This window comes from Methylobacterium sp. 13MFTsu3.1M2, from assembly GCF_900112625.1.
Taxonomy (GTDB): domain Bacteria; phylum Pseudomonadota; class Alphaproteobacteria; order Rhizobiales; family Beijerinckiaceae; genus Methylobacterium.
On record NZ_FOMM01000022.1, the window covers coordinates 90,099 to 116,497 of the forward strand.

Genomic DNA, 26,399 nt, shown 5'->3' on the forward strand with positions numbered 1-26,399 from the left:
CGGGCGTTCGAAAAGGGGGTGGGGGCGGGCGGCGCCCCGCGACGGGGCGCCCGGCCTCAGATCGTCCAGGGCGCGGGCGCGTCGGCCGCGACGCCGTAGCGGCGGATCGCGTCCGCCACCGTGGCGCGCGGCACCGTGCCGGCCTCGGCCAGAGCATGCAGGGCGGCGATGACCACGTGCTGCCGGTCGACCTCGAAGAACCGACGGAGCGCGTTGCGAGTGTCGCTGCGCCCGAACCCGTCGGTGCCGAGGGCGACGAAGCGCGCGCCGACATAGGAGGCGATCAGCTGCGGGTAGGCCCGGACGTAGTCGCTCGCCGCGACGATGGGCGCCGTGCCCGGCAGCAGCGCCGCCACGTGGCTGACCGGCGCCTCGGCCTCCGGGTTGAGCATCGCCTGCCGCTCGGCCTCGCGGGCATCGCGGGCCAGCTCGCTGAAGCTCGTCACGCTGAACACCTCGGCCGCGACGCCGAAATCCTGCGCGAGCAGCGCCGCCGCCGCGATCACCTCCGGCAGGATCGCCCCGGAGCCGAGGAGCCGCACGGCGGCGCCCGTCCCTTGTCCGGCCTCCGGCCCCGACAGGCGGTACATGCCCTTCAGGATCCCGGCCTCCGCCCCCTGCGGCATGGACGGCTGGGCGTAGTTCTCGTTCATCGCCGTGAGGTAGTAGAAGGCGTCCTCGCCTTCCTCCATCATCGCCCGGGCGCCCCGGTCGACGATCACCGCCATCTCGTACGCGAAGGCCGGATCGTAGGCCCGGCAGTTCGGGATCGCGGCCGCCTGCATGTGGCTCGACCCGTCCTGGTGCTGCAGGCCCTCGCCGCCCAGCGTCGTGCGGCCCGCCGTGGCGCCGATCAGGAAGCCGCGGGCCCGCTGGTCGGCCGCCGCCCAGATCAGGTCGCCGACCCGCTGGAAGCCGAACATCGAGTAGTAGATGTAGAACGGCAGCATCGACAGGCCGTGGACGCTGTAGGACGTGGCCGCCGCCGTCCAGGACGAGATCGCCCCGGCCTCGGTGATGCCCTCTTCGAGGAGCTGCCCGTCCCGGGCCTCGCGGTAGTAGAGCATCGAGCCCGCATCCTCCGGCTCGTAGAGCTGCCCCTGCGGCGCGTAGATCCCGACCTGCCGGAACAGGTTGGCCATGCCGAAGGTCCGCGCCTCGTCGGCGACGATCGGCACGATGCGCGGCCCGAGATCCTTGTGCTTCAGGAGGTTGCCGAACAGGCGCACCACCGCGGTGGTGGTCGACATCTCCTTGCCGGCGGCCTCGAGGGCGAAGCCCGCGTAGGTGGAGAGCTCCGGAACAGGGACCGTCGGCGCCGTGCGGCGGCGGGCCGGCAGGACGCCGCCGAGCATCTCGCGCCGCTCGCGCAGGTAGCGCATCTCGGCGCCGTCCTCGGCCGGCTTGTAGAAGGCCAGGCCCTCCACCTGCGCGTCCGACAGCGGCAGCGCGAACCGGTCGCGGAAGGCGCGCAGCGCGTCGACGTCGAGCTTCTTGGCCTGGTGGGCGGTCATGCGCGACTCGCCCGCGCCGCCCATGCCGTAGCCCTTCTTGGTCTTGGCCAGGATCACCGTCGGCCGGCCCTTGGTGGCCTTGGCAGCCGCGAAGGCCGCGTAGAGCTTGCGGAAGTCGTGGCCGCCGCGCTTCAGCCGGTCGACGTCGGCGTCCGACATGTGGGCGACGAGCTCGCGCACCTCCGGGTCCTCGCCGAAGAAGTGCGCGAGGTTGTAGGCGCCGTCCTTGGCACCGAGCGTCTGGTACTTGCCGTCGACGGTCTCGGCGAAGCGGCGCAGCAGGGCGTGGTTGGTGTCGCGGGCGAAGATCCCGTCCCACTCCGAGCCCCACAGCACCTTGATGACGTTCCAGCCGGCGCCTCGGAACAGGCTCTCCAACTCCTGGATGATCTGTCCGTTGCCGCGCACCGGCCCATCGAGCCGCTGCAGGTTGCAGTTGATGACGAAGGTCAGGTTGTCGAGATTCTCGCGCGCGGCGAGCGCCAGGCCGCCGATCGACTCGGGCTCGTCCATCTCGCCGTCGCCGAACACGCCCCAGACGTGCCGGCCGGTGGTGTCGGCGAGGCCCCGGTCACCGAGGTAGCGCATGAACCGGGCCTGATAGACCGCGTGGATCGGGCCGATGCCCATGGAGCCGGTGGGGACCTGCCAGAAATCCGGCATCAGCCAGGGATGCGGGTAGGAGCAGAGCCCGTCGCCGGCGATCTCCTGGCGGTAATGCTTCAGCTGCTCCTCGGACAGCCGGCCCTCGAGGAAGGCCCGCGCGTAGACGCCCGGCGCGGAGTGCGGCTGGAAATAGACGAGGTCGCCGTCCGTGCCGCCCTCGAAGAAGTGATTGAAGCCGACCTCGAACAGCTCCGCCGCCGAGGCGTAGCTCGCCACGTGGCCGCCGAGCTCGCCGTAGGCCATGTTGGCACGCACCACCATGGCCAGCGCATTCCAGCGCATGATCGAGGTCAGGCGCTCCTCGATGTCGAGGTCGCCGGGGTAGCGCGGCTGCTTCTCCAGCGCGATCGTGTTCCGGTAGGGCGAGTAGGGCAGGGCCTCGTCGAGGATGCCGATCTCCTTCGAGCGCCGCTCCAGGCGATCGAGGATGAAGCGCGCCCGGGCCGCACCCTCGGTGCGGAAGACGGATTCCAGCGCGGCGAGCCAGTCCTGGGTCTCGGCCGGATCGTGATCCACCTCGGCGGACCGCGCGATCGTGGCTTTCGGCGGTATGGCGTTCATCGGCGCGGCCTCCCTGGTCGGCGCGATCATACGAGGATCGCGGCGGCGGGACATGCCGGATATTTGCCGCGATGCCGGGGTTCGCGGATTGATATTCCCTGATACGGGCTGTAGGCGGCAAAACATGCCGCATCCTGCGCCTCAGGCCGCGCACGCGGTTCCCGACCGGAGACCGATCGCATGCCCGCCCGACCGGCCGCCCTCGACGCCGCGAGCCTGCGCATCCTCGAGTGCCTGCAGCAGGACAGCGAGATCAGCATCGCGGATCTCGCGGAGCGGGTCGGCCTGTCGACGTCGCCGTGCTGGCGACGCGTCAACGACCTGAAGGAGGCGGGGGTGATCCGCGGCTGCGTGGCGGTGGTCGACCCGCTGAGCCTCGGGCTCGCGGTCAACGTCTTCGTCCACGTGTCGCTTGAGAAGCAGACCCAGGCCGCGCTCCAGGCCTTCGACGAGGCGGTGCGCAGCCGCCCGGAGGTGATGGAGTGCTACCTGATGAGCGGCGAGGCCGACTACATGCTGCGCGTCGTCGTCGAGGATCTGGGCCAGTACCAGAAGCTCGTCCTCGACCACCTCACGCGGATCCCCGGCGTGGCCAACATCCGCTCGAGCTTCGCCCTGGGGCAGGTGAAGTACACGACCGCGCTGCCGCTCGGTCACCTGACCCGCTGAGCCGGATTGTTTCAGCGAGGAGTCCCGATGCGGGCCTGGACGGCCGGGACGGGTTCCGCCTGAAACCCTCGGGCGATCTCCTCTCCGCCATCACGAGCAACGCGTGGTGACTCAGGACCGCGCGACCTCAGTCGTCGCGCCGACGGGATCGTTTCGCTGCGCGCGCAGGGACGGTGCTGTGGGGATCTACCTGACGGCGCGGAAGGCCGGGACGGCCGCGTCGCGCGTGCGAGGAATGGTGGAGCCTAACGGGATCGAACCGATGACCTCTTCCATGCCATGGAAGCGCTCTCCCAGCTGAGCTAAGGCCCCATATTTTTAAACGCGGTCCGCGTCCCCGACAGGGCCGCGTCGCGCGAGGGTGGGATGGTGGAGCCTAACGGGATCGAACCGATGACCTCTTCCATGCCATGGAAGCGCTCTCCCAGCTGAGCTAAGGCCCCACTTTTTACATCCACCGCGGTTTGGGTACCGCGGGGTCTCGCCGGTCCGGGTCGCGGTCGGCGAGGCCGGTTCTATAGGCGGCTCGCATCGCGGACTCAACCCCCTTTTTCGCTGCCGCCGGGGGTTTTTGGTCGGGAGAGACGGAGGCCGCCTCAGCCCTCCTCGTCGTTCTCGATATCGCCGTCGATCAGGTCGGAGACGTCGTCGTCGCCGGAATCCTCTTCCTCCAAGAAGGTATCGTCGTCGGAGGATTCCCCGTCCTCGACCGAGTCGTCCTCGGGCGTCGGATCGGCGTCGTCCTCGGCGGCCTCGACCTCGTCGAGGGAGACCATCTCCGGGCCCTTCTCGTCCGTCTCGTCCTCATCGTCGGTGTTGGCCGGGCCCCGCGACAGCGCCGGGGGGGCCGCACGGCTGGAGGTGGCCACCGCCTGATAGACCGCGCCGCATTTCGGGCAGACCGCGGGATCGCGGGCGAGGTCGTAGAACTTCGCGCCGCAGCTCATGCACTGGCGCTTCAAGCCAAGTTCCGGTCGGGCCACGGGCGGACACCTCGTCGTCAGTACTGTCTCGGGAGAGGCGCCCCGTTAGTCGCGGTGAAAGCGCCTGTCAATCGAGCCCGCGCAGGGCGTTTCGGGCGGCGCGCCCCCGCGTGCGGCGCCCGGGATCGGCGCGGGCAGCGGATGGATGACGGCGGGCGGTGCCCGTGTTAACGGCGCGGCGATTTCACCGTCCGATTGCAGCGCCGCGGCAGGGCCGCGCGACGCGCCGGATCCAGGCCCACGTCTCAGAGCCCGAACGGACGTCCCGTGTCGCACGATTCGACCCCCCAGCCCCTCACCGCCGCGCCGGGCGCCCCGCTGCGCGGACGCCTGCGCCCGCCCGGCGACAAGTCGATCTCGCACCGGTCGATGATCCTCGGCCTGCTCAGCCAGGGCGAGACGCGGGTCGAAGGCCTGCTGGAGGGCGACGACGTCCTGCGCACCGCCGCCGCCGCGAAGGCGCTCGGGGCAGGGGTCGAGCGCCTCGGGGCCGGGAGCTGGCGGGTCCGGGGCGTCGGGATCGGCGGCCTCGGCGACCCGGCCGCGGTTCTCGATTTCGGCAATGCCGGCACCGGTTCGCGGCTGATGATGGGCGTGGTCGGCGGGCAGCCGGTGACCGCGACCTTCGACGGCGACGCCTCCCTGCGCTCGCGGCCGATGCGCCGCATCCTCGACCCGCTCACCCGGATGGGCACGCAGGTCCTGGCCGAGGCCGAGGGCGGACGCGTGCCCCTGACCCTGCGGGGTCCCAGGGAGGCGATCCCGATCACCTACGAGACCCCGGCGGCCTCCGCGCAGATAAAGTCGGCGGTCCTGCTCGCCGGCCTCAACGCCCCCGGCGTCACGACCGTGATCGAGGTGGCCGCGACCCGCGATCACACCGAGCGGATGCTGCGCCTGTTCGGCGCCGCGGTCAGCGTCGAGCCGCACGGGCCGGGCGGCCACGGCCGCAGGGTCGCGCTGACGGGGCAGCCGACCCTGCGCGGCACCGACGTGGTGGTGCCGGCCGACCCGTCCTCGGCAGCGTTCCCGCTGGTGGCGGCGCTGATCGTGCCCGGCTCCGACGTGGTGATCGAGGGCGTGATGATGAACCCGCTGCGCATCGGGCTGATCACGACGCTCCTGGAGATGGGCGCGCAGATCGAGCGCGTGGCCGAGCGGGAGGAGGGCGGCGAGACCGTGGCCGACCTCCGCGTGCGCGCGAGCCGCCTGACCGGCGTCGACGTCCCGGCCGAGCGGGCGCCCGCGATGATCGACGAGTACCCGGTGCTGGCGGTGGCGGCGAGCTTCGCCGAGGGCCGGACCCGGATGAAAGGCCTGCACGAGCTGCGGGTGAAGGAATCGGACCGCCTCGCGGCCGTGGCGGCCGGGCTCGCCGCGAACGGCGTCCGCCACGCGGTCGAGGGCGACGATCTCGTGGTCGAGGGCGACGGCACCGCGGCGCCGGGCGGCGGGACGGTGGCGACCCACCTCGACCACCGCATCGCCATGGCGTTCCTGGTGATGGGGCTCGCGGCGCGGAACCCGGTCACGGTGGATGACGGCGCGATGATCGCCACGAGCTTCCCGAGCTTCCTTCCGACCATGCAGGCCCTCGGCGGCCAGATCGGGGCGTGACCGCCATGCCGCTCGTCATCGCGATCGACGGACCGGCCGCGTCCGGCAAGGGTACCCTCGCCAAGCGTCTAGCCGACCATTACGGCCTGCCGCATCTCGACACCGGGCTCCTCTACCGGGCGGTGGCGCTCGCCCTGATCGACGCCGGTCTGTCGCTGGACGATGCCGCCGCCGCGGCGCGGGCGGCCCAGGCCCTCGACGCCGGTCGGCTCGACGATCCGCGCCTGCGCGAGCGGGCGATGGGCGAGGCGGCCTCCCGCGTCTCGTCGGTGCCGGAGGTCCGCGCCGGACTGCTCGCGTGGCAGCGCCGCTTCGCCGCCGACCCGCAGGGGGCGGTGCTCGACGGGCGCGACATCGGCACGGTCGTGTGCCCCGAGGCCGCGGTGAAGCTGTTCATCACCGCCTCGTCCGAGGAGCGTGCCCGCCGCCGCCACCGCGAGCTGGCCGGCCGCGGCGAGGCGGCGACCTTCGCGGCGATCCTGGCCGACATCGAGGCCCGCGACGCCCGGGACGCGTCGCGCAGCGCCGCGCCCCTGCGCATGGCCGACGACGCGGTCCGGCTCGACACCACCGAGCTCGACGCGGACGCGGCCTTCGACGAGGCCCGGGACATCGTGGAGCGCACCCGCGGCGACGCGGCCTGAGGGTTGTCCACCTCCGTCGTGTTGACCCCCCGGTCCCGCTCACCTATTGCGGACGCGCCGTCCCCGACGGGCCGCCGCGCGGCCCGGGACGCGAGCGCGTAGCTCAGCTGGTAGAGCAACGGACTTTTAATCTGTAGGTCCTGGGTTCGAGTCCCAGCGCGCTCACCACATCCTCGATCCTCACTTTTGACATCCGGCGCGGTCGGCGCCCTGCCCACACGAAAATCGGAACCCCTGGTTGCGCTTTGGGTTGGGGTCCCAACGCAACTGCGAAGGAGTCACCGATGCGCAAGCTCGCTCTCATCTCCGCCGTCACCCTGTCCCTCGGCGCGCTCGGCGCCACCGGCGCCCAGGCGCAGGGTTATGGCTACGGCTACGGCGGCCACCACGGCTACGGCTACGGCCGCGGCTACGATCGCGGCTACGGCCACCGGCGCGATTTCGGCTACCGCCGTCACCGCGGCCTGTCGACCGGGGCCGCCATCGGTCTCGGTATCGCGGGCGCGGCCGCCGGCGCCGCCGCGGCGGGCGCCTTCGACCGGGGCCCGGGCTATTACGGCCGCGGTTACTGAGCCGCCGCGCACCTGAGGGAGCAGAGCCCCGCCGCCACCGCGGCGGGGCTCTCGCTTTTAGAAGGGGCCGGGTTCAGCGCAGCCAGCGCCGGATCCGCTCCCGGAGCGTCGGGCGGACGGCCCGCCGCGCGCGCGACGCCGCGAAGCGATCGATGCGGATCCGGTCGTTCGGGACCTGCCGCAGGAACCGCTCGGCGATCTCGAAGATGACGATGTCGGGCCGGACGTCCTCGACGTAGGCCCAGTCGATGTTCGCCGACCAGATCGCGTGCACCTCGGTGAAGGTCTCGGCCAGCATCGCCGTGAGCCGGGCGCCCGGGCTGTAGATGTAGGAATCGCCGAACAGCACCACGCGGCGCGGATCCGGCGCCTCCGCGTTCCTCAGGACGACGCGGGATCCGACGAACAGTCCGCGCGGCCGCACGGCCCGGCCGGATTCCCGCACAGCCACCAGGTCGTTCGCGTCGATCCGTGCCGCGCGGCGCGCGAAATCGTAGGCGACGTACGCCTCGTCGACCGGCGGGACGAGCTTCTCGCCGAGGTCGAAGGTGAAGCGCTCGGTCGCGCCGGTCCCCGCGAAGACGTGCGCCGCCACCGGCGCGTCCAGGGCCTCGCAGAGCGCGCGGTACGCCGTCAGGTAGCCGCGGTAGGTCCAATGCGTGTCCGTCCGCAGGTAGACGGGCTCCTCGGCCCGCGCCGCCAGCAGCGGTGCCTGCAGGTCGACCATCGGGGCCCCGCTGTCCCCGGCGACCAGCCGGGCGAGCCGAACCCCGGGCGGGTCGTCGAGCCCCGGGAAGGGGCGGCCGAGCAGGTCCGGATAGATCGCGAGCTTGTCGGGGACGACGGTGTGCACGTGCCGGATCCCGAGGTCGTCGAGGCGCCGCGCGCGCCGCCCGATGAGCTGCGTCCAGCGCTTCAGGATCCGCCGCGAGGTTGCGGTGTCGCCGTAGAAGGCTTCGACCTCGCGGGCGCGTCCGACCCAGTACAGCCAGCCATCGTGTCCGACGGCCACGCCGTTGCCGCTCGTCTTCAAAGGTTTCGGCCTCCCGCCGCCCGCGACAATCCCCGTCGATGACGCTGGGCTCCCGCCTCGACGGATCCGCGCGGGATTGCAACCCCTTCGTCCCCGGGAGCGGCGGGAGCGCGCCGGCGGCTTTCCCGGCGCGCCGTCGCTTTCGCCCGCGTATCCGCGCCGCGGTGAAACTTTATAGCTGCGCCGCGGGTACTCCCGTCAGGCGCATCACACGGCGCGGCGTTGCGAAGAAGGGTCGACCCATGTCCGCGCTTGTCACGTTCGTCGGCTGCGGCCTGGTCCTGTCCGGGTTCGCGGCCGAGAAGTTGGCCGAGCGTCGCTGGCTCGCGGCGAGCCGGCCCGCACCCCTCGACACCCTCGCGGTCCTGGCGCTGGCGCTGCCGGCCGTCGGGCTCACGCTGGTGGCGACGCTCGCGGTCTGAGCCCGCAGGGTCGACCTCTCACACGGCCTCGCCGCAGAACAGGACGCCGACCGTCCGCTCCTTCCGCCAGACGAGCTGGACCGCGTAGCGCATCTCGGCGCTCGCCAGCACGAGGTCGAACACGTCCTCCAGCAGCACCGCCTGCGAACCCAGGAACTCCAGCATCGCGCCGCGATCGGAGATGTTCATGACCTGGCAGGGATAGCGCGCGCCGTCCCGTTGCTGGGCGAAGGCCAGCAGGGCGGTGGGTCTCCGCTCGGTCGCCCGGCGTTCCGCGACGGCGGCAGGGGTGCTGGCGTTGCGGGACACGGCCGAAGTTCCTGCCCTGGTCGGCCGGTATGGCGCGATATCAGTAAAAATGCGCCGGATTCGCTAACATGTTATTGATGAACTACGTCCGCGCGTCAGAATAGCAAGTCGCGCCCTGTCTATCGGACCGGTCTCCGGTAATCACCGCCGGTCTCGTCTCGGCGGCCCTTCGCCGGCCTTGATGAACCGGCCGATCAGGAGGCCGAGCGGGATCGACACCAGGAACCAATTGCGCAGGAATCGCAGGGCGGTCATCGGCTCGCTCCCATGGCGCGGCGGGTGCCGCATCCGCGGGCGCCCGTGGCCGGCGTCGCCGATGCGATGCTGTAACCTATCTGGTCCCGCGGGCGGGTTCTGCCAGTGCGATCCTGGGCGAGGCCGCGCCGAGAGGATATCCGGAGACGATCATGCGCATCCGCCCCGGCACCGCCCTGATGGCGTGCTTCGCGATCGGCGTTCCGACGGTCGCGGCCGCCGAGGCGCCCGGACAGCCGCCGCGCGCCGCGCCGGCGACGGATCCGGCGTCCGCACCGCAGCCGTGGCCGCCGAATTTCTCCCGCAGCGTGCAGGGGACCGGGGTGATGGGCCTCGATGGCGGCCACGTCTTCCTCTGGAACCGGCCCCAAGGCTTCGATCCGGTCTCGACGCTGCGGGTCGACCGGCACGTGCCGGAGGGGTCGGGCGAGGCCACCCACACCTACAAGGCGCTCTGGGCGCTCGGATCCACCGGCCCGCACAATGCCGGCTACGAGTGGACGATCACGGGCGAGCTGCACAACCGCGCCCTCGCCAGCACCGGCGCGCAGAACGTCGCGGTCAACGGCACGATCTTCAAGGAGCCCAACGGGCTGGGGCCGGTCGGGCCCTCCTGGGCCGGCAATTTCAACTGTGTCGACATGACCGACGAGGCCGATCCGGTCGCCTCCTGCATCGGCGCCGAGATCGACGTCTCGGCGCAGTCGCCGACCACCGACCGCAACCGCCAGCGGGTCGGACTGCAGATCTCCACCGGCGGCGTTCCGGGCGCCCATACCGGCTACGGGATCCTGATGGGCAACCTCACCGGCTCCATCACCGACCGGGCGATCTCGTTCCAGGGGGAGGGGACCTACGGCATCGGCATCGACGCCGCCGCCGCGCGCTTCACCGGCGTCCCGATGCTGCTCGCGGCCGGGCAGGCGATCGGGCTCGACGGCAACCGCGAGGGCGGCTTCTCCCGCAGCCTCGGCTTCGACGGGCGCGATCTGGTCTACGGCACGGCGGCCGGGCCGGTCATGCGCGTGAGCGACAGCGGGCAGATCGAGGCCGCTTCCCTCCGCGAGAGCCTGCCGCGGCCGCCCGCGAGCAGCCGCGCGCCCTGCACCCCCGGCGACCACGCCTGGGATGAGGCCTACGAGTACCGCTGCGTCGCGCCCGACCGCTGGAAGCGCGCGGTGCTCAGCGACTGGTGAGCGCCGCCGCCGGCCGTCAGCGGTCCAGGATGCGCACCACCGCGCGGGTGTCGGGATCGACGACCACGATCTTGTCGCCCGGCGCCACGAAGTAGCCGAAGCGGCGCAGGCGCGGGTTCGGGGCCTCCGTGAAGGGCGCGAGCCGCACGTCGGGCGGCACGATGCTGCCGGGCCGCAGCGGGATCGATCCGACGATCGGGCCCGGACCCACCGGCCGGCGCACGATGTAGTCGCGCACCACCACGTCGTCGTCGGGGCCGAACTCGTCGGGCGTGACGATCACCGCCTGCGCGAGGGCAGAGCCGGTGAACAGCGCGGCGAATCCGAGGGCTGCGGCGAGGCTGGCGCGGGTCGACATGGCGGACTCCCGTGGGGCCCCGGCGGAGTGCCCGGGCCGCCGGAAACATCGGGGTCGGCGTTCGGGTTCCCGGACGGGCCGGTCAGCGGCCGATCTGCCCGGCCTCCGCGAGGGGAACCGGCGACCAGCGGGTCAGCTGGACGTACCCGTCGAGGGCCGCCACCACGACGTGGCGGCGGTGGCGGTGCACCACCGCTCCGGGCGTGTGCGCGTGGCGCTCCTGCCACCCCTGCGCTTCCGCCACGTAGACCCGGGCATCGCCGAGCCGCGCGATCGTCTCGACCGTGCCGAAGGCCCGCACCCGGCGCAGGACCGTCTCGACGTCCTGCCGGAAGTCGAGCGTCCGGTCGGCGTCGGTCGCGCGCGGCCAGTAGGAGCCGTCGCCCTGCGGCTCGGAGCGCCGCCAGCGGTTGGGCAGGTCGCGGCCGAGGGGGCCCGCGGCGAGGCGGCGCGCCGCCATCTGGCACTTGGCGAGCAGCGTTTCGTGGCTCTCGCGGGGGCTCAGGGCGAAGATCTCCTGCGCCAGGATATCGCCGGTGTCGAACCCGTCGGCGAGCACGTGGGCGGTGACGCCCCAGGTCTCGTAGCGGTCGAGGACCGCCCGGAACAGCGGGTAGGGGCCGCGGCCCGTCGGGAGCGGGGAGGGATGGAAGTTGAGGCCATAGGCGGCGCGGCCCTTCCAGCCCTTGATGAGCCAGGGATAGCCCGCGACCACGAGTGCCCAGTCGCGCCCGTGCTCGGCCTGGAGCGCCTCGATGTCCCGCTCGCGGATCCGCGAGAGCTGGATCGGCAGCCGCAAGGACCGGGCGCGGGCGACGACGACCTCGTTGTGGTCGTAGACCCCGTCGCAGGGGCGCGTGAACAGCTTCACCGGCGTCCAGCCGGCGTCCAGCAGACCCTCGAAGACCCCGCCGAGGAAGTCGATGCCGGCGAACGCGAACTTCATGCTTGCCGCCTGCGACCTTGTGCACGTGGAGGGCGCGGGTCCGCCGCCTGCCCGGCCGCGTCCCCGGACCTACCTTGATTGGGCCGGCGGCGGTGGCAAGGGGGAACGGCGTGGTTCGGGTGATCTTCGACGGCGGGACCGGAGGGTTCGGCCGCGCCGCGGATGGCGAACGCTCCGCCCCGGACGGGAAGGTCTGAGGCATGGCCGGGAAACGCCGCGCCGCGCCGTCCGGAACCCTGCGCTTCGTCCTCGGCGATCAGCTGACCCGCCGGGTGTCGAGCCTCGTCGACCTCGACGCCGAGCGCGACGTCGTCCTGATCGTCGAGGTCCGCGACGAGGCGACGTATGTCCGCCACCACAAGCAGAAGATCGCCTTCCTGTTCGCCGCCATGCGCCACTTCGCGGCCGAGCTGGAGGCGGAGGGCATCACGGTCGCGTACGTGCGCCTGACCGACGCGGGCAACACCGGCAGCTTCACCGGCGAGCTGGAGCGCGCCGTGGCGCGCCACCGGCCGGAGCGGGTCGTGGTGACCGAGCCGGGCGAGTGGCGCGTCTGGGAGATGATGCAGGACTGGCGCGAGACCCTGGCGGTCCCGGTCGAGATCCGTGCCGACAACCGCTTCCTGTGCCCGCGGGAGGATTTCGCCCGCTGGGCGGAGGGCCGGCATCACCTGCGGATGGAGACCTTCTACCGGGGCATGCGGCGCCGGACCGGACTCCTGATGGACGACGGCGAGCCCGCGGGCGGCCGCTGGAACTACGACCCCGAGAATCGCAAGCGCCTGCCCAGGGGGCATCGTCCGCCGGACCGGATCGGCTTCCAGCCCGATGCCGTCACGCGCGCGGTCATCGCCCTCGTGGAGGCGGAGTTCGGCGACCATTTCGGCGATCTCACCGGCTTCTCCTGGCCGGTGACCCGGGCCGACGCCCTCGCGGCGCTCCGGCACTTCCTGGCCGACGCCCTGCCGACCTTCGGCGATTATCAGGACGCGATGAAGACCGGCGCGCCGTTCCTGTACCACGCGCTCCTGTCGCCCGCCCTCAACGCCGGGCTGCTCACCGCCGAGGAGGTGTGCTGGGCCGCCGAGCGCGCCTACCGCGACGGCGCCGCGCCGCTCCACTGCGTCGAGGGCTTCATCCGGCAGATCCTCGGCTGGCGGGAATACGTGCGCGGCCTCTACTGGGCCCGGATGCCCGCCTACCGCGACAGCAACGCCCTCGGCGCGGATCGCGACCTGCCGTGGTTCTACTGGTCCGGCGAGACGACGCTGAACTGCGTCGCGCAGGTCGTCGCCGAGACGCGCGCCCACGCCTATGCCCACCACATCCAGCGCCTGATGGTGACCGGCAACTTCGCCCTCATCGCCGGCCTCGACCCGGCTCAGGTTGAGGAATGGTACCTGATCGTGTTCGCGGACGCCTACGAGTGGGTCGAGCTGCCCAACGTCCACGGCATGGTGCTGTGGGCCGACGGCGGCGTCATGGGCTCCAAGCCCTACGCGGCCTCGGGCGCCTATATCGACCGGATGTCCGATTACTGCGCGTCCTGCGCGTACGACGTGAAGGTCAAGGCCGGGCCGGAGGCGTGCCCGTTCAACTATCTCTACTGGAACTTCCTCATCGAGAACGAGGACCGGCTGGCGGGCAATCAGCGGATGGCCATGCCGTACCGGACGCTCCGCGGGCTGGGCGACAGGCGCCGCGCCGAGATCCGCCGCGACGCGGCCGCGTTCCTCGACGCCCTCGAGGCCCGGCCGAGCGCCGATCAGAGGGGCGACCAGACCGACAGGCTCAGGTAGGGGCAGGCGCGGCCCCGGCCGCTCTCGGACTGTAGGCCCGCCGACGCGCGGAAGCTGTACCGGCCGAGGGCGAAGTCAGTCCCGTGCAGGCCGAGGCTCCACTTCGCGTAGCCGGTCCTGTCTGTGTAGAGCGCGGCCTCGGGACCCAGATAGGTCTCCCAGAGCCGGTAGCCCCAGGCGAGGCGCGCCCACAGGCTGTCGCGGGCCGACCCCGCGACGGCGCTCGCCTGGAGCAGCGTCGCCTCGCTCGGGCGTGCCCAGACCTCGCCGTGGAGCCGGAGCCCGAATCGCGTCGGCAGGGCGTCGAAGAGCGGCCCCGCGATCAGCATCTCCCGCGCGATCTCGGGCCCGGCAAAGGCCGCGACCGCGCCCCAGTCGAAGACCCACTGGTACCCGGCCAGGGCGGCGGCGGCGACCGTGTAGCGCGTGCGGGGGCCGTCCGGACCGGACTCCGCGCGCCGCCCGCCACCGACGCTCGCGAGCGCGGTGAACCCGTCCTGCGCGAGGGAGGTGAGGCCGGCCTTCGCCCCGATGGTCAGGAAGGTGTCGCCGCCGGCGTCGAGGCTGCCGAACAGCAGCGTGTCGATCTCGCTGCCGCTGGCGGGGTGCGAGACGGCCGCCTGTCCCGCGAGCAGAACCGCGAGAACGGGCGCGCGTCCAGCGATCTTCGGGCGAGGGCGCTGGTTCGGCACAGTCGAGCCTCCGACGTCTGCGGAGAACGGTAGTAGAAAATTAACCGCGTTTCATCGCGATCCGCTCGCGATCCCCCGGGATTGTCGGATTCGCACGCCGATCTTCGGGTCGCAGGGACGAAGTTGCTTCGGAAAGGTGCGTCGGTGCGCGAACTGTGCTTGCCGGGACTTCGCGGGCCGTCCGCCGCGCGTCCGCCCGCGGGACGCCATCGCGCTGTCGCGAATCTGCCGTGCTTGGCGTGCCAGATGTTCTCGGCTAGAGCCCCCGCGGGAAAGCGAAGGTTGGCAGATCCTTGACCTCCGGTGCACGAACGTCGGACGTCCTCACCGTGCTGGCGAGCCAGGAGGGCGAGCGCCTCACCGTGGGCGACATCGTCGCGGTCCTGCGGGACCGTGCCTTCGCGCTGCTCGTGGTCCTGCTCGGGCTGCCGAACTGCCTGCCCATGCCGCCGCCGATCCCGCTGATCTGCGGCCTGCTCCTGCTCCTCGTGGCGATCCAGATCGCCGCCGGGATGTCGGCGCCGTGGCTGCCGCGGATGCTCCTCGGCCGCTCGATCGCCCTGACGGATGTCCGGCGCGCCGTCACCCGCGCGGTGCCGATCCTGCGCCGCCTGGAGCGCTGGTCGCGCCCCCGCGTCAGCGTGTTCGAGACCGCGCTCGGCATGCGCGGCATGGGGATCGTCCTGCTCGCCCTGGCGCTGGCGCTGATCGTGGCCGCGCCCATCGTCGGGCAGATCCCGCTGGGTCTCGCCGTCTGCCTGGTCGGGCTCGGTCTCGTCGAGCGCGACGGTCTGGTCGTGCTGGGCGGTCTAGTGATCGGGATGTTCGGCGTCGCCATCAACGCCGGCTTCGCCTACGCGGTGATCGCCGGGATCATCGGCCTGCTGAACCTCTGAGGGCGCGCCTCAGAGGCGGTAACGGATCTGATCGGTCCAGAAGCGCTCCAGGCGGGTGAGGGCCTGGTTCAGGCGAATGAAATCCTCCTCCGAGATCCCGCCGATCGGCGTGATCGTCCGGGCATGCTTGTCGTAGAGCCCCTGGATGATCTCGTGGACCTGGCGGCCCTTGTCGGTCAGGCTGATCCGGACGGAGCGCCGGTCGGTCTTCGAGCGGGCGTGGTGGAGATAGCCGGCCTCGACAAGCTTCTTCACGTTGTACGAGACGTTGGAGCCCAGGTAGTAGCCCTTGGTCCGCAGCTCGCTCGCGGTCAGCTCCTTGTCGCCGATGTTGTACAGGAGCAGCGCCTGGACGCTGTTGACGTCCTCGCGGCCGCGGCGCTCGAACTCGTCCTTGATCACGTCGAGCAGCCGGCGATGCAGCCGCTCCACGAGGTGCAGCGCCTCGAGGTAGGAGCCCTTGGTGGAGGCGGCTTCCTCGGGGGCCTCGATCTGCGCGACTCGGGCGTTCTGGGTCTTCATCTCTGCCTCGCCATCCGATGATCCGGCACCCGTTGGATGCGGCGCCGTTGATGATGGCTAAGCTAGGGCTCGGGAATGAAAGGCGATTTAAGCGACAGGATGAATTCGCGATTTACTCTTCGCGGTAAAGACAAACTGAATGAAGACAAGAACGGTTCGTTCACCGTGCTTCCTGCGCGGCCAGCCAGGACAGCAGGAAGTACAACGTCACAACACAGCCTCCGAATACGAGCAGCGGCACCGATAACGGCAAGAGTTGCGGTGTCAGGACAGCGAGCGTCATCGCCGACGTGACGGCGAGCAACCAGATCACGCCGCCCCAGGCGCTCGTCAGCCACAATCCGATCGCCGCCGCGGCGTCGATCACCGCGAAGTAGACGATCGCGGATTGGCGGCCGAACGGCTCGGCCTCGAAGGGGCGCACGCCCGGCAGGACGTCGAGGATGGTCGCCCAGGCGAAGACGCTCTTCAGCAGCCAGACGAGGGCCGTGAGCCGCATGAACCAGATCAGCACTGTGTCCCACGTGCCGGACGCGGGGCCCTGGGCCCGCTCGATGCGGTCGCTCGGGATGCCGCCCGGCCGCGGCGTCCTGCGCCGGATCGGAAAGTAGCTGGGCACTATCGAGCGCTCGCGGATGGTGGGGGCCAATTCATGGCGAAGGGCCGGGATCCTGATCGATCGGGCGGGGGTCGCCGGGTTGAAGCGGTTCCGCCGTCCGGCGTCAACGGTCGGGTTTCGTTGCGCCGGCCCGGTGTGGTAGTCGATCGCCTCCGGCGCACGGGCGCCGCGCGATCCGCGGCGTGGTCCGCGCGAACGGTAGCGAAGCCGCATGTCAGACACCCTGCCAGAGCCGCGCCCTCTCGCCGTGGAGGCCGCCCGCGAGGGCGCCCGCGTGGAGGGTCTGAAGATCACCCAGCGCCCGCGCCGGAACCGGAAAGCCGACTGGTCGCGCCGCCTCGTCCGCGAGCACACCCTGACGGTCGACGACCTGATCTGGCCGATGTTCGTGATCGACGGCGAGGGCCGCCGCGAGCCGGTCGCCTCGATGCCGGGCGTCGAGCGCCTCTCGGTGGACGAGATCGTCCGCGACGCGGAGCGCGCCGCGAAGCTCGGCATCCCGGCGGTGTCGTTCTTCCCCTACACGGAGGTGTCGCTGCGCGACCCGACCGGCTCGGAGGCGCTGAACGCCAACAACCTCGTCTGCCGGGCGGTCCGCGCCGTGAAGCGGGCCGTGCCCGAGATCGGGATCATGACCGACGTGGCGCTCGATCCCTACACGAGCCACGGCCACGACGGCCTGATGCGGGACGGCGCGATCCTCAACGACGAGACGGTCGCGGTCCTCGTCGAGCAGAGCCTGATCCAGGCCGAGGCCGGGACCGACATCATCGCGCCCTCCGACATGATGGACGGGCGCGTCGGCGCGATCCGCGCGGGCCTCGACAAGGCCGGCTTCCTCGACGTGCAGATCATGGCCTACGCGGCGAAATACGCCAGCGCCTTCTACGGGCCGTTCCGGGACGCGATCGGCACCAAGGCGGCGCTGGTCGGCGACAAGCGCACCTACCAGATGGATCCCGGTAACTCGGCCGAGGCCCTGCGCGAGGTCCGGCTCGACCTCGACGAGGGCGCGGATTCGGTGATGGTGAAGCCGGGCCTGCCCTATCTCGACATCATCCGCCGGGTGCGGGACGAGTTCCAGGTGCCGACCTTCGCCTACCAAGTGTCGGGCGAGTACGCGATGATCGAGGCGGCCGCCCGCAACGGCTGGCTCGACGGCGACCGCGCGATGGTCGAGGCGCTCCTCGCCTTCAAGCGGGCCGGCGCCGACGGCGTCCTCACCTATCACGCGCCGCGGGTCGCGGAGCGCCTGCGCAACCATCCGTGAAGCGCGGGCACCGCTGGCTCCTCGGGGCCGCGGTCGTGGTCGGCTTCCTCGCGGGGCTCGTCGCCTGCCAGGACACCCTGCGCCGGGATCGCGTCGCCACCTGCCGCCGGGCGCTCCCGGCGGTCGCGCCGCAGGACGGGATCCGGCTCCTGCGCGCGGCGCCGGGGCCGTCGGCGAATTCGGTGCGCGTCGACTACGCCGACGGGAACCGGCAGCACTGGCTGACCTGCCGCTTCGATGCCGGCACGACCCTGGTCGCCCTCGCCACCGAGGCGAGCACCCTGTCGGGCCCGTCCCTGTACATGCTCAAGCGCTTCTACCTCGACACGCCCGACGCCGCGGCCGGAGACCCGGCCGGGCGCTGAGGCGCGCCTACGCCCGCGTCTCCTCGCGGATCCCCTTGCGGCATCCGGCGCGCGCACCCACCTTCACGTCCGCAGCCTCGCTTGCAGGACGCGACACCATGCAGAACCCACAACCCGGATACGCGCAGCGCTTCGAAGCGCCCGGCTACGCCACCGCGTTGCCGATCCCGTTCGTGCGGGCGAGCCTAGGTGGCCGGACGGTCGCCTATCTCCTCGACATCCTGTTCATCTTCGGCTTCACGGCCCTGCTGACCCTCGCGATCACCGTGATCGGGGTGGTCACCTTCGGCCTCGGCTGGACGCTGTTCGCGGTCCTTCCGGCGAGCGGCATCATCTACAGCGCGATCACGGTGGGCGGGCCGAAGCAGAGCACGATCGGCCAGCGGATGATGGGCCTGCGGACGGTCGCGCCCGAGAGCGGCGCGCGGGTTGACGTCATCACGGCCGCGGTCCACGCGCTGCTGTTCTACGTGGCGATCTCGACCTTCCTGCTCTGGTGCGTCGACATCGCGTTCGGGCTCATGCGCTCCGACCGCCGCCTCGGGCACGACCTGCTCCTCGGCCTCGCCGTCGTCCACGCGCGCTGAGCCGCGATTCCGCTGATGAAAATCTGACGGTGCGACCGGCCGGGCCATTGAGCCCCGGCCGGTCGCCTGTACACTGGCACGCCGGCGCCGCGAGGATGAACCCGGCGCAGGGTCTGTGAGAAGCGTGACCAGCCACCCGCGCGACACACCGCAATTCTACCTCACCGCCCCCTCGCCGTGCCCCTATCTGCCGGGGCAGGAGGAGCGGAAGGTCTTCACCCACCTGGTCGGACGGCGCGCCCGCGACCTGAACGAGATCCTGACGCAGGGCGGCTTCCGCCGCTCGCAGACCATCGCGTACCGGCCGGCCTGCGAGACCTGCCGGGCCTGCGTCTCGGTCCGCGTGGTGGTCGACGAGTTCGAGCCGAGCGCCAGCCAGCGGCGCATCCTGGCGCGCAGCGCCGACTGGGTCGGCACGCCGGAGCCGAACCGGCCCGCCTCCGAGCAGTACGCCCTGTTCCGCCGCTACCTCGACGCCCGGCACGGCGACGGCGGCATGGTCGACATGACCGTGCTCGACTACGCCATGATGGTCGAGGACAGCCACGTCGACACGCACCTCGTGTCGTATCGCCGGCACGGGCCGGACACGGCGATCACCGGCCGCGGCTCCGGACCGCCGCTCGCGTTCTGCCTGACCGACGTCCTCTCGGACGGCCTGTCGATGGTCTACTCGTTCTACGATCCCGCGGAGGCCGCGCGCTCGCCCGGGACCTTCATGATCCTCGACCATATCCGCCGTGCCCGCGGGCTCGGGCTGCCGTACCTCTATCTCGGCTACTGGGTCGAGGGCTCGCGCAAGATGGACTACAAGTCCCGCTTCCGGCCGCAGGAACGGCTGATGGGCCAGGGCTGGGTGCGGATCGACTGAGCCCGGCGCGGCGCGCGTTTCACGTCGGTTGCCGTCCCGGCATGCCCGATGCGCATTGAGCGGCCGGCCCGGCGCATGCTACCGGCCACGCACGCAATCCGGACCGTGCCGAGGCCCCCATGATCCCCCGCTATAGCCGCCCCGCGATGACGGCGATCTGGTCGCCCGAGAGCCGCTTCCGGATCTGGTTCGAGATCGAGGCCCACGCCACCACGGCGCTCGCCGAGATCGGTGTCGTGCCGAAGGCGGCGGCCGAGACGATCTGGACCAAGGGCAAGGACGCGGTCTTCGACGTCGCCCGCATCGACGCGATCGAGGCGGTGACGAAGCACGACGTCATCGCCTTCCTGACCCACCTCGCCGAGATCGTCGGTCCCGAGGCGCGCTTCGTCCACCAGGGCATGACCTCCTCGGACGTGCTCGACACCTGCCTCAACGTGCAGCTGGTGCGGGCGGCCGATATCCTGATCGCCGACGTCGACTCGCTGCTCTCCGCCCTGAAGACCCGGGCCCTGGAGCACAAGCTCACCCCGACCATCGGCCGGTCGCACGGCATCCACGCCGAGCCGGTCACCTTCGGTCTGAAGCTCGCCCAGGCCTACGCCGAGTTCGAGCGCAACCGCCGCCGCCTCGTCGCGGCCCGCGAGGAGGTCGCCACCTGCGCGATCTCGGGCGCGGTCGGCACGTTCGCCAACATCGACCCGCGGGTGGAGCAGTACGTCGCTGAGAAGATGGGCCTGACCGCCGAGCCGGTCTCGACCCAGGTGATCCCGCGCGACCGGCACGCGATGTTCTTCGCGACCCTCGGCGTCGTCGCCTCGTCGCTGGAGCGGCTGGCGATCGAGATCCGGCACCTCCAGCGCACCGAGGTCCTCGAGGCGGAGGAGTTCTTCTCCGAGGGCCAGAAGGGCTCCTCGGCGATGCCGCACAAGCGCAACCCGGTCCTCACCGAGAACATCACGGGCCTCGCCCGGATGGTGCGCGGCTACGTCACCCCGGCCCTGGAGAACGTCGCCCTCTGGCACGAGCGCGACATCTCCCACTCGTCGGTGGAGCGGATGATCGGCCCCGACGCCACCGTCACCCTCGACTTCGCCCTGGCACGGATGACCGGGGTGATGGAGAAGCTGCTGGTCTACCCGGCCAACATGCAGAAGAACCTCGACCGGCTCGGCGGCCTGATCCACTCGCAGCGCGTGCTGCTGGCGCTGACGCAGGCCGGGGTCTCCCGCGAGGATTCCTACCGGCTGGTCCAGCGCAACGCGATGCCGGTCTGGCGCGGCGAGGGCGATTTCCTGGCGCTGCTCAAGGCGGACCCGGAGGTCGCCGCGGCGCTCCCGGCCGAGCAGATCGAGGCGTGCTTCGATCTCGGCTACCACTTCAAGCACGTGGACACGATCTTCGGGCGGGTCTTCGGCGACCGCTGAGACCCCGCACGATTCCTGCTTCGACCCGCGCTCGCGGGCCCGCGTTTCCGGGCACGCGCCGAACACAGGACAGCTCCCCGTGACCGCTACCCGCATCGTCTACCTCAACGGCCAGTTCCTCCCCTACGAGGAGGCGCGCGTGCCGATCATGGACCGCGGCTTCCTGTTCGCCGACGGCATCTACGAGGTGTCGGCGATCATCGACGGCAAGCTCGTCGACAACGCCGCGCACCTCGCGCGCCTCGACCGCTCGCTCGGCGAGATCGGCATCCGCAACCCGCACGACGCGGCGGGCTGGGAGCGGCTGCAGACCGAGCTCGTCGCCCGCAACGGCGTCACCGAGGGGCTCGTCTACATGCAGGTGACCCGCGGGGTGGCCGAGCGCGACTTCGCCTTCCCGAAGGCCGGCACCGAGCCCACCGTGGTGATGTTCACGCAGGCCAAGACCGTGCTCGCCAACCCGCTCGCCGAGAGCGGCGCCCGGGTGATCACCGTCGAGGACCTGCGCTGGAAGCGGCGGGACATCAAGTCGGTGGCCCTGCTGGCGCAGGTGCTCGCCAAGCAGCAGGCGGCCGAGGCCGGCGTCGCCGAGGCCTGGATGGTCGAGGACGGCGCGGTCACCGAGGGCTCCTCCTCGACCGCGTTCATCATCGGCCGCGACCGCGTGCTCGTGACCCGGCCGCTCTCCACGGCGCTCCTGCCGGGCATCACCCGGGCCTCGGTGCTGCGCCTCGCGCAGGAGGCCGACCTGCGCATCGAGGAGCGGCTGATCCCCGTGGACGAGGTCTACGCGGCCCAGGAGGCCTTCTACACCAGCGCCTCGGCCTTCGTGATGCCGGTGGTCGAGATCGACGGGCGCGCGATCGGCGACGGGCGGCCGGGCGCGCTGACCCGGCGCCTGCGCGAGCTCTACATCGAGGCCGCCCGCCAGGGTTGAGGCCGCTCTATCCCGTCCACAGGACGGGACATCGGACCCCGCCGCGGACAGGAACGGATCCCGTCCCCGGCTGTTCCTCCCCGAATTCGTGTCTCGAATCGGGGAGGCCCTCGTGCCGAACAAGACCCTGCTCGCCGCTCTCGCGACGACCCTAGCGGCCGCCGTCGCGGCGGCGCCCGCCCGCGCCCAGACGACCAGCCCGGCGCCGCCCGAGCGCGTGCGCCCGAACGCGGACGCGCCGCCGCAGGACCAGTCGCTCAGCGACAAGCTCCAGAAGAACGACGGCGTGATCAAGCCGCCGGATTCCGGCACGACCGGCACCGTGGTGAAGCCCGATCAGTCCGGCTCCATGCCGGTGATCAAGCCGCACGAACTGCCCGGTCGCGACCCCGGTACCGAGGCCAAGTAAGCCGGTCGTGACCGGCTCCGGCCGACCGCCATGCGGTCCGAACATGCGGCCCCTTGCTTGATTTCGTTGCCCGGATCGCGGAAACGGCTCACGACGTACGTCGCCTGCACCCGTGGGCGGCGCCGTCCCGGTTTCCGTCGCGGGTAAGCAGGCAGGCATGGCCAACGTCGTCGTTGTGGGCGCCCAGTGGGGCGACGAGGGCAAGGGCAAGATCGTCGACTGGCTCTCCGAGCAGGCCGACATCGTGGTCCGTTTCCAGGGCGGCCATAACGCCGGCCACACGCTCGTCATCGACGGCGTGACCTACAAGCTGGCGCTGCTGCCGTCGGGCGTCGTCCGCGGCGGCAAGCTCTCGGTCATCGGCAACGGTGTCGTGGTCGATCCCTGGCACCTGATCGACGAGATCGAGCGGATCAAGGCGCAGGGCGTGGACGTCTCGCCGTCCTCCTTGCGGATCGCCGACAACGCCACGCTGATCCTGCCGCTCCACCGCGAGCTGGATCATTTCCGTGAGACGGCCAATGCCGGCCTGAAGATCGGCACGACCAAGCGCGGCATCGGGCCGGCCTACGAGGACAAGGTCGGCCGCCGCGCGATCCGGGTCGTCGACCTCGCCGATCCCGACGCGCTGCCGGCCAAGATCGAGCGCGTGCTCACCCACCACAACGCCCTGCGGCGCGGCCTCGGGATCGACGAGGTCAACGCCGAGGCGCTGCTGTCCGAGCTCAAGGCGATCGCGCCGAAGATCCTGCCCTTCGCCGACACCGTCTGGTCGCTGCTCGACGAGGAGCGCCGGGCCGGCAAGCGCATCCTGTTCGAGGGCGCGCAGGGCGCGCTGCTCGACGTCGACCACGGCACCTACCCGTTCGTGACCTCCTCCAACATCGTGGCCGCCCAGGCGGCCACGGGCTCGGGCCTCGGCCCGGGGGCGATCGGCTACGTTCTGGGTATCGCCAAGGCGTACACGACCCGGGTCGGCGAGGGACCGTTCCCGACCGAGCTGTTCGACGAGATCGGCGAGACCATCGGCAGCCGCGGGCGCGAGTTCGGCGTCAATACCGGGCGCAAGCGCCGCTGCGGCTGGTTCGACGCCGTGCTGGTGCGCCAGACGGTCCGGACCTCCGGCATCCACGGCATCGCGCTGACCAAGCTCGACATCCTCGACGGCTTCGAGGAGATCCGCGTCTGCACCGGCTACCTGCTGGACGGCCAGCCGATCGACCATCTGCCGGCGAGCCAGGCCGCGCAGGCCCGGATCGAGCCGGTCTACGAGGTGATCCCGGGCTGGTCGGAGACGACCGCGGGGGCCCGGTCCTGGGCGGACCTGCCCGCGCAGGCGATCAAGTACGTGCGCCGGATCGAGGAGCTGATCGGGGCGCCGGTGGCGCTGCTGTCGACCTCGCCCGAGCGCGACGACACGATCCTCATGCACAACCCGTTCGAGGATTGACCCTTCGCGCGCTATCCCGTTGACGACGCGTGTTTTCGGCGGCCCTGCCTGTATCCAGTCCGCGCGGGCTTGATCTAGAACGGGCTGGCGGCCGGGCGGTCCGTATCGCGATCCGCCCGCCGTCTCGAAGGCAACCGGCGCGCGGGCCCTGATCCCGCGCGGCGGGATACGACAAACCGGCCGACGGCCGCGACCGGACCTGTCGGGCGGGCGCGGACCTCGGTCCCCGGCCTCCGACCGGCTTTGCCGGACGGCGGCCGAAGGGGCGGACCAGAGTATCATGGCCGATTACTACCCGCTTCTGGCCCGCGCGCTCGACGCGCTGCCGGACCGAACGCCCGCCCTGCGCAAGGCGGTCTACGACCGCGCGCGCAACGCCCTGATCAGCCAGCTGCGCTCCCTCGATCCGCCGCTGTCGGAGGCCGATATCGATCTCGAGCGCCGGGCGCTCGACGCCGCGATCGAGCGGCTCGAGGTCGATCACGGCGGCCTCCCGGCCCCCGCCAACGATGCCGCGCAGGCGCCCGGGACGCCCGCTCCGGCCACGGTTTCGGCGCCGCCACCAGCACCGGCCGTGCCCGCACCCGCCGCGCCAGAACCCGCCGCCCCCGAGCCGATCGTCCCCGCGGCGACGGAGCCGGAGATCCCGGAGCCGTCCCCGCCGGAGCCGGGATCCGGTCCCGCGCTGGCGCCCATCCTCCCGTCGGCGAAGCCGCCCTTCGCGGTGGCGGCCCGCGACGGGGATCGGGAGGCCGAGGACGGGCCGCGCGAGGCACCGATCCCGATCGCGCCGCCGCGCCCGGGCACGCCGCAGACGGCCGCGCCCGACACGGCCCCGCCGGTTGCCGAGACGTCCGGCGCTGGGACGTTTGCCGCCGAGGCGCCCGCCGTCGACGACCCTGACGCCGAGGCGGCCGAGGGCGCGGGCGGGCGTCAGCGTCCGCGGATCGAGGTGGTCCCCCCGCGCACCGGTCGGTCGCGCGTGCTGCGCAACGTCTTCGTGGGCGGTGTCCTGGCTGTGGTGATCGGCCTGATCGCCGTCGCGGCCTTCCTGCTGCGCGACCGGCCGCAGAACCTGCCGTCGAGCGGCACGGAGACCGCGGACACGCAGCAGCCGGAAGGCGAGACCAAGTTCGGCGATCGGGTCGGCGGCGACGCCGCCCCGGCCCCCAAGGCCCCGACGCGCGTCGAGAACGGCGCGCCGGCACGGGCCGCGGCCACGCCCGCACCGGCCGACGCGGGCGTCGCGGTCGCGCAGAGGGCGGAACTCGTCGAGGAGGCGACGGGGGCCGAGGGCGGTCAGCCGACCGTGACGCCGGGGCGGGTGACGTGGCGGCTCGAGACCGTCAACGGGGATCAGGGGCAGCCGGTCCAGAACGCCGTCGTCGCCACCGTGACCATCCCGGATGCCGGCCTGACGCTGGTGATGACCATCCAGCGCAATCTCGACGCGACCCTGCCGGCCTCCCACACGGTGAGCTTGGCCTTCAGCCAGAGCGGCAGCAACGCCGCGTCCAGAATCGTCCAAGATGTCGGGTTGCTCCAGGCCAAGGACGAGCAGAGCGCCCGCGGCTCGCCGGTCTCGGGCCTGCCGGTTCGGGTCCGCGACAACCTGTTCCTGATCGGCCTGTCGTCGCTGCAGAACGACGTCGAGCGCAACACCGACCTGCTCCTCCACCGGAACTGGTTCGATATCGCGCTGCGCTACACGTCCGGCCGCCGGGCGGTGCTGACCTTCGAGAAGGGCGCCGCCGGCGCCCAGGTGATGCAGAACGCCTTCGACGCCTGGCAGTGATCGGTCGACGGCGGCCGCCGTCCGAGCCCTGACCCGAACCGGCGGGCCCGGCGCGTCGCGCGCCGGGCGCGCGGCTCAGCGGGCCTCGATGCCGGTCCGGGGCAGCTCGCGGCTCGCGATGTTGCGCTTGACCGCTTCCTGCACCTTCTCGAAGGCGCGGACCTCGATCTGCCGAACGCGTTCGCGAGACACGCCGAACTCGCCGGAGAGGTCCTCCAGGGTGATCGGGTCCTCGGCGAGGCGCCGGGCCTCGAAGATGCGGCGCTCGCGCGGATTGAGCACACCGAGGGCGTCCTTGAGCGCGGAGAGGCGGTTCTGACCCTCCTGCTCCCGCGCCAGCACGGTCTCCTGGCTCGGGCTGTTGTCCACGAGCCAGTCCTGCCACTCGCCCTCGCCCTCCTCGCGCAGGGGCGCGTTGAGCGACGTGTCGCCGGACAGGCGCCGGTTCATGTCGATCACGTCCTGCTCGGGCACGCCGAGACGGGTGGCGATCTGCTTCACCTGATCGGGCTTGAGGTCACCCTCGTCGAGGGCCGAGATCTTGCCCTTCGCCTTGCGCAGGTTGAAGAACAGCTTCTTCTGGTTCGCGGTCGTGCCCATCTTCACGAGCGACCACGAGCGCAGGATGTATTCCTGGATCGCCGCCTTGATCCACCACATCGCGTAGGTGGCCAGACGGAAGCCCTTGTCGGGATCGAAGCGCTTGACCGCCTGCATGAGGCCGACATTGCCCTCCGACACGACTTCGCCGATCGGCAGGCCGTAGCCGCGGTAGCCCATGGCGATCTTGGCGACCAGGCGCAGGTGCGACGTCACGAGGCGGTGCGCGGCCTCGCGGTCGCCGGCGTCGCGCCAGGCCTTCGCCAGCGTGAACTCTTCCGACGGCTCCAGCATCGGGAATTTGCGAATCTCGTCGAGGTAGCGCGAGAGGCCACCTTCGTTGGCGAGCACGGGCAGCGTACCGGCCATGGCATTCTCCTGGACCTTATGTCCCCCTGTCGGGCGGACGCGACGG

General features: G+C 71.6%; 27 protein-coding genes and 3 tRNA genes. 18 read left to right on the forward strand and 12 right to left on the reverse strand.

Translation table 11 applies throughout. From position 1 onward, the window contains the following. Positions 1-56 precede the first annotated feature (56 nt). A complete protein-coding gene (mdeB, locus tag BM314_RS21690) occupies positions 57-2,741 on the reverse strand; it encodes an alpha-ketoglutarate dehydrogenase (protein ID WP_091980175.1) in 2,685 nt (894 codons plus the stop codon). 180 nt (positions 2,742-2,921) lie between these two features. Here mdeB and BM314_RS21695 point away from each other — a divergent pair, with 180 nt between their 5' ends. Beyond that, a complete protein-coding gene (locus BM314_RS21695) occupies positions 2,922-3,410 on the forward strand; it encodes an Lrp/AsnC family transcriptional regulator (RefSeq protein ID WP_020092868.1) in 489 nt (162 codons plus the stop codon). Between the two features lie 236 nt (positions 3,411-3,646). Here the strand turns inward: BM314_RS21695 and BM314_RS21700 are convergent. From BM314_RS21700 to BM314_RS21710, 3 genes are all read right to left on the reverse strand, one after another. Further along, positions 3,647-3,722, reverse strand: a tRNA-Ala gene (locus tag BM314_RS21700). 55 nt (positions 3,723-3,777) lie between these two features. Further along, positions 3,778-3,853, reverse strand: a tRNA-Ala gene (locus BM314_RS21705). Positions 3,854-4,006: 153 nt separating this feature from the next. Next, on the reverse strand, positions 4,007-4,393 hold the full coding sequence (locus BM314_RS21710; RefSeq protein WP_026604880.1) for a TIGR02300 family protein: 387 nt from the start codon (positions 4,391-4,393) through the stop codon (positions 4,007-4,009). Positions 4,394-4,660: 267 nt separating this feature from the next. Here BM314_RS21710 and aroA point away from each other — a divergent pair, with 267 nt between their 5' ends. The 4 genes from aroA (at position 4,661) to BM314_RS21730 (ending at position 7,226) form a co-directional block, all read left to right on the forward strand. After that, complete coding sequence (aroA, locus tag BM314_RS21715; protein ID WP_091980132.1) at positions 4,661-6,010, forward strand: 3-phosphoshikimate 1-carboxyvinyltransferase; 1,350 nt, start codon at positions 4,661-4,663, stop codon at positions 6,008-6,010. A 5-nt stretch (positions 6,011-6,015) separates the two neighbouring features. Next, positions 6,016-6,654, forward strand: coding sequence for a (d)CMP kinase (cmk, locus tag BM314_RS21720; RefSeq protein ID WP_091980177.1), 639 nt, complete (start codon positions 6,016-6,018; stop codon positions 6,652-6,654). Positions 6,655-6,746: 92 nt separating this feature from the next. After that, positions 6,747-6,822, forward strand: a tRNA-Lys gene (locus BM314_RS21725). Positions 6,823-6,938: 116 nt separating this feature from the next. Then, positions 6,939-7,226 (forward strand): hypothetical protein, encoded by a 288-nt coding sequence (locus BM314_RS21730; RefSeq protein WP_012322505.1) that lies wholly within the window; start codon positions 6,939-6,941, stop codon positions 7,224-7,226. 73 nt (positions 7,227-7,299) lie between these two features. Here BM314_RS21730 and BM314_RS21735 read toward each other — a convergent pair whose 3' ends face one another. Then, complete coding sequence (locus tag BM314_RS21735) at positions 7,300-8,238, reverse strand: alginate O-acetyltransferase AlgX-related protein (protein ID WP_244539998.1); 939 nt, start codon at positions 8,236-8,238, stop codon at positions 7,300-7,302. Between the two features lie 263 nt (positions 8,239-8,501). Between BM314_RS21735 and BM314_RS21740 the strand changes: the two genes are divergently transcribed. Beyond that, positions 8,502-8,681 carry a hypothetical protein gene (locus BM314_RS21740; RefSeq protein ID WP_091980137.1) on the forward strand — a complete coding sequence of 60 codons (180 nt, stop codon included), beginning with the start codon at positions 8,502-8,504 and terminating at the stop codon, positions 8,679-8,681. 18 nt (positions 8,682-8,699) lie between these two features. Here BM314_RS21740 and BM314_RS21745 read toward each other — a convergent pair whose 3' ends face one another. After that, positions 8,700-8,990, reverse strand: coding sequence for a PilZ domain-containing protein (locus BM314_RS21745; RefSeq protein WP_020092862.1), 291 nt, complete (start codon positions 8,988-8,990; stop codon positions 8,700-8,702). Positions 8,991-9,397: 407 nt separating this feature from the next. Here BM314_RS21745 and BM314_RS21750 point away from each other — a divergent pair, with 407 nt between their 5' ends. Beyond that, positions 9,398-10,441 (forward strand): hypothetical protein, encoded by a 1,044-nt coding sequence (locus BM314_RS21750; protein ID WP_091925052.1) that lies wholly within the window; start codon positions 9,398-9,400, stop codon positions 10,439-10,441. Positions 10,442-10,457: 16 nt separating this feature from the next. Here the strand turns inward: BM314_RS21750 and BM314_RS21755 are convergent, their stop codons facing one another. Together BM314_RS21755 and BM314_RS21760 are read right to left on the reverse strand one after the other, a co-directional pair. After that, positions 10,458-10,799 carry a hypothetical protein gene (locus tag BM314_RS21755; RefSeq protein WP_020092859.1) on the reverse strand — a complete coding sequence of 114 codons (342 nt, stop codon included), beginning with the start codon at positions 10,797-10,799 and terminating at the stop codon, positions 10,458-10,460. Between the two features lie 82 nt (positions 10,800-10,881). Continuing rightward, on the reverse strand, positions 10,882-11,745 hold the full coding sequence (locus BM314_RS21760) for a formyltransferase family protein (protein ID WP_091681999.1): 864 nt from the start codon (positions 11,743-11,745) through the stop codon (positions 10,882-10,884). A gap of 200 nt (positions 11,746-11,945) precedes the next feature. On the opposite strand from BM314_RS21760, the gene BM314_RS21765 reads away from it, so the two are divergent. Then, positions 11,946-13,544: a cryptochrome/photolyase family protein gene (locus BM314_RS21765; RefSeq protein WP_091980139.1), complete on the forward strand. Its 1,599-nt coding sequence runs from the start codon at positions 11,946-11,948 to the stop codon at positions 13,542-13,544. Here BM314_RS21765 and bcsS read toward each other — a convergent pair. Further along, on the reverse strand, positions 13,511-14,236 hold the full coding sequence (bcsS, locus tag BM314_RS21770) for a cellulose biosynthesis protein BcsS (protein ID WP_091980141.1): 726 nt from the start codon (positions 14,234-14,236) through the stop codon (positions 13,511-13,513). The genes BM314_RS21765 and bcsS overlap by 34 nt on opposite strands. 293 nt (positions 14,237-14,529) lie before the next feature. On the opposite strand from bcsS, the gene BM314_RS21775 reads away from it, so the two are divergent. Continuing rightward, complete coding sequence (locus BM314_RS21775) at positions 14,530-15,132, forward strand: exopolysaccharide biosynthesis protein (RefSeq protein ID WP_267965786.1); 603 nt, start codon at positions 14,530-14,532, stop codon at positions 15,130-15,132. 9 nt (positions 15,133-15,141) lie between these two features. On the opposite strand, the gene BM314_RS21780 is transcribed toward BM314_RS21775, so the two are convergent. Both BM314_RS21780 and BM314_RS31380 read right to left on the reverse strand, forming a co-directional pair. Beyond that, on the reverse strand, positions 15,142-15,654 hold the full coding sequence (locus BM314_RS21780; protein ID WP_056527383.1) for a transcriptional regulator LdtR: 513 nt from the start codon (positions 15,652-15,654) through the stop codon (positions 15,142-15,144). Between the two features lie 160 nt (positions 15,655-15,814). Next, the gene (locus BM314_RS31380) at positions 15,815-16,225 is read right to left on the reverse strand and encodes a DUF6163 family protein (RefSeq protein ID WP_042672025.1); all 411 of its coding nucleotides are present in this window, start codon (positions 16,223-16,225) and stop codon (positions 15,815-15,817) included. A 259-nt stretch (positions 16,226-16,484) separates the two neighbouring features. On the opposite strand from BM314_RS31380, the gene hemB reads away from it, so the two are divergent. The 9 genes from hemB (at position 16,485) to BM314_RS21830 (ending at position 25,384) form a co-directional block, all read left to right on the forward strand. Beyond that, on the forward strand, positions 16,485-17,543 hold the full coding sequence (gene hemB, locus BM314_RS21790; protein ID WP_026604877.1) for a porphobilinogen synthase: 1,059 nt from the start codon (positions 16,485-16,487) through the stop codon (positions 17,541-17,543). Further along, positions 17,540-17,908, forward strand: coding sequence for a hypothetical protein (locus BM314_RS21795; protein WP_091980143.1), 369 nt, complete (start codon positions 17,540-17,542; stop codon positions 17,906-17,908). The genes hemB and BM314_RS21795 overlap by 4 nt, the downstream gene beginning before the upstream one ends. Before the next feature lie 98 nt (positions 17,909-18,006). Further along, positions 18,007-18,495 (forward strand): RDD family protein, encoded by a 489-nt coding sequence (locus tag BM314_RS21800; RefSeq protein WP_042672022.1) that lies wholly within the window; start codon positions 18,007-18,009, stop codon positions 18,493-18,495. 124 nt (positions 18,496-18,619) lie between these two features. Next, a complete protein-coding gene (locus BM314_RS21805; RefSeq protein ID WP_091925038.1) occupies positions 18,620-19,366 on the forward strand; it encodes an arginyltransferase in 747 nt (248 codons plus the stop codon). Between the two features lie 119 nt (positions 19,367-19,485). Then, entirely contained in the window at positions 19,486-20,793 is a 1,308-nt protein-coding gene (purB, locus tag BM314_RS21810; RefSeq protein ID WP_026604876.1) for an adenylosuccinate lyase, read from the forward strand. A gap of 79 nt (positions 20,794-20,872) precedes the next feature. After that, entirely contained in the window at positions 20,873-21,730 is an 858-nt protein-coding gene (locus BM314_RS21815) for a D-amino-acid transaminase (protein WP_091980145.1), read from the forward strand. Positions 21,731-21,842: 112 nt separating this feature from the next. After that, a complete protein-coding gene (locus tag BM314_RS21820; protein WP_091681985.1) occupies positions 21,843-22,139 on the forward strand; it encodes a hypothetical protein in 297 nt (98 codons plus the stop codon). A gap of 157 nt (positions 22,140-22,296) precedes the next feature. Next, the gene (locus BM314_RS21825) at positions 22,297-23,589 is read left to right on the forward strand and encodes an adenylosuccinate synthase (protein ID WP_091980147.1); all 1,293 of its coding nucleotides are present in this window, start codon (positions 22,297-22,299) and stop codon (positions 23,587-23,589) included. Positions 23,590-23,869: 280 nt separating this feature from the next. Continuing rightward, complete coding sequence (locus BM314_RS21830) at positions 23,870-25,384, forward strand: histidine kinase (protein WP_091980149.1); 1,515 nt, start codon at positions 23,870-23,872, stop codon at positions 25,382-25,384. 75 nt (positions 25,385-25,459) lie between these two features. Here the strand turns inward: BM314_RS21830 and rpoH are convergent, their stop codons facing one another. Continuing rightward, positions 25,460-26,353 (reverse strand): RNA polymerase sigma factor RpoH, encoded by an 894-nt coding sequence (gene rpoH, locus BM314_RS21835; protein ID WP_042672026.1) that lies wholly within the window; start codon positions 26,351-26,353, stop codon positions 25,460-25,462. Positions 26,354-26,399: the final 46 nt, after the last annotated feature.